Below are 2,018 nucleotides of genomic sequence, written 5' to 3' on the forward strand. Positions count from 1 at the left end.
CCCTATATAGGCCACTCCAAATTTCTCAGGATTATTTACTTCTTTCAGTAAAATTTTACAGTTGCTTTCATTTGTTTTAAAATCTTCAGCGAAATTTTGTAAATCAAAATCAAAAGAATTGTCTCCTAATATCATAATAAATTTTTCTTTACCAATAAATTCTTCAGCAGATAAAAGTCCATGAGCTATTCCTTTAGGATTGTGTTGTAAAATATATTGAAAATCTTGATTGAAATATTTATTTAGAATAATTTGAAAAATAAATTTGTTATTCTCATTTACAACTATACCTATTTCATTTATACCGGATTTCAAAAGTAAATCTATAGTATAGAAAATAAGTGGTTTATTTGCTATTGGAATTAATTGCTTTGGTATGGTATAAGTAATTGGTTGAAGTCGCGTACCTTTTCCTCCACATAAAATTAATGCTTTCAATCTAAGACCCCCTTCATAATCACTCCTTATATATTATATTAATATAGAGGTTATTTGATAATATGAAAAAGAAAAAGAAAGACAAAGCTATTAACTTTGTCTTTCTTTTATTTCTATAATCCTAGTTTGATTTTCAATTTTTCTAACATATCCTTTGTCATAGCATCTAAATCATATTTTGGATTCCAGCCCCATTCTTCTCTAGCTGCAGTATCATCCAAAGAATTAGGCCATGAATCTGCTATAGCTTGCCTTGCTGGATCTACATCATAATCCAGTTTAAATTCTGGTATTAATCTTTTGATTGAAGCAGCAATTTCTTCAGGTTCAAAACTCATTGCAGTAACATTAAATGCATTTCTATGAACCAATTTAGATGAATCTGCTTCTAAAAGCGTAGTTATTGCTTCTAATGCATCAGGCATATACATCATATCCATCTTAGTTCCCTTAGCAATAAAACTAGTATATTTTTTATTTTTTAATGCTTCATAGTAGATATGTACTGCATAGTCAGTAGTACCACCACCTGGCAAGGTCTCATAAGATATAAGCCCAGGGAAACGTACACCTCTAGTATCTACTTTAAATTTATGATAATAATAATCACATAGTAATTCACCTGCCACCTTTGTTACTCCATACATAGTATTTGGTCTTTGAATTGTATCTTGTGGAGTATTATCTTTTGGAGTTGAATCTCCAAAAGCAGCTATAGAACTTGGAGTGAATACAGAACATCCTTCTTCTCGTGCTACTTCTAGTACATTATATAAACCATTCATATTTACATCCCATGCCTGATGGGGCTTTTGTTCTCCTACAGCTGATAAAATAGCTGCAAGATGGATTATAGTATCAACCTTATGTTTCTTTACTACCTCAGCAATCTGCTTAGCATCGGTAACATTTACAATTTCAAATACTCCTGATTCCATAAGAGTTTCATGACCTTCTTTAACTCTCCTACTACTAGCTATAACATTATCATTGCCATAGGTTTTCCTTAAGCCCATAGTAAGCTCAGAGCCAATTTGACCTAATGCACCTGTTACTAAAATTTTTCTCATATTAAACACCTCCACTAATTTTAGAATAATCTTTTGATATAATTATATCATACTAATGATCTAAATGGATATATAGTCTAATAAAAACATAACCCCATAGCTTTAGGTCCTAGATGACACCCTATAACAGGACCTAGTACATCTATGGAAATAATAGCTTCTGGAAATTTGTCCTGTAAGTTTTTCTTTAATTTCAAAGCTTCTTCATGAGTTGAAATATGGCATATACTTATTTTTTCTACATCCTCAGGAATCTTATTACTAATAGTTTTTATAGCTTTATTCTTTCCACGCACTTTTTCTAATAGCTTAAGTTTACCATCTTTCAATTGAATAACAGGTTTAATGTTTAATACTTGTCCTATAGCTGATTGGACTCCTGAAAGTCTACCGCCCCTTCTTAAATATTCCAATGTATCTACTGTAAGGTATACATTCATGTCATTCTTCTTGTTTTCTAAATATTCTACTATTTCTTCTTTTGTTCTACCCGAAGCTACCATATCTAAT

The 2,018-nt window shown here is 30.9% G+C and carries 3 protein-coding genes; all 3 read right to left on the bottom strand.

Features of this window, described 5'->3' with window-relative positions:
• On the bottom strand, positions 1–438 hold a 438-nt coding region (locus tag VK998_RS10700; protein ID WP_325228127.1), incomplete at its 3' end, for a sugar phosphate nucleotidyltransferase.
• A gap of 113 nt (positions 439–551) precedes the next feature.
• Positions 552–1,508, bottom strand: a complete 957-nt coding sequence (locus tag VK998_RS10705) for an L-threonine 3-dehydrogenase (RefSeq protein WP_325228129.1) — start codon at positions 1,506–1,508, stop codon at positions 552–554.
• 77 nt (positions 1,509–1,585) lie between these two features.
• A partial coding sequence (locus tag VK998_RS10710) for a DegV family protein (protein WP_325228132.1) occupies positions 1,586–2,018 on the bottom strand: 433 nt, incomplete at its 5' end.

The sequence above is a fragment of the Schnuerera sp. genome (assembly GCF_035459645.1).
GTDB lineage: Bacteria > Bacillota > Clostridia > Tissierellales > Tepidimicrobiaceae > Schnuerera.